1 protein-coding gene is annotated in these 697 nt (G+C 35.7%); it reads left to right on the top strand.

The window, feature by feature from the left end:
• Positions 1 to 591: class I SAM-dependent methyltransferase (locus AB4653_RS26395; protein ID WP_372105704.1), on the top strand; the 591-nt coding region annotated here is incomplete at its 5' end.
• Positions 592 to 697 lie beyond the last annotated feature (106 nt).

Raw genomic sequence — 697 nt, 5'->3', positions numbered from 1 at the left:
TTTAAGGAGAAATCTTTGAGTAATTGGGATGATGTTGCTGATAAAGTTGAGTTTAATCTTCAATTAATCAGCGAGTTACTTATTAATACAGTTCCATATTCTAGCCAAGTTCTCGATTTTGGTTGCGGGTATGGAAGAGTAACTAATGAGCTTTATGACTTAGGTTATAAAAGTATTTGTGGTGTTGATTCTTCATTGGAAATGATTAATCGTGGGAACAATGAATTCCCGCATCTAGAGCTGAACTACTCAAAAGGTTCACCGCTTCCTTTTTCTGATTCTTCCTTTGATGCTATTGTTACATGTGCCGTTTTTACGTGCATTCCAGAAGAGCAAGCTAGGGTAAATGTTGTTTCTGAGCTACTAAGAATTTTAAAACCAAATGGAGTCATTTATTTAGCTGAATTTTGCTCTGATGAAAGTGTTTTTTTTACTTCTGGTGTTGGGGTTCCAATGTGGCACGGTTCTCAAGCTGAAATTGAAAATATAGTTGATGGGTCTGTATTAGAAAAGTCTATCGTTGTTAATAATCAAACGATGACAGGGCATAATAGTAAAGCTTGTCACGTAGTGGTTAGAAAAATCATATAACAAAGCAATCAACACGATTTACTACATTCGGCGTTGTAGGTTTGTCTTTAGTTTCAGTGATTAAGGCGGTAAAATTCAGCTAAGTCTGTGTCGTAGTAAACGTGTT

This window comes from Vibrio sp. 10N.222.48.A3, from assembly GCF_041475345.1.
GTDB classification, from domain to species: domain Bacteria; phylum Pseudomonadota; class Gammaproteobacteria; order Enterobacterales; family Vibrionaceae; genus Vibrio; species Vibrio tasmaniensis_A.
Note: the sequence above shows the minus strand (reverse complement) of the source record. Positions and strands in the feature narration are given on the sequence as shown.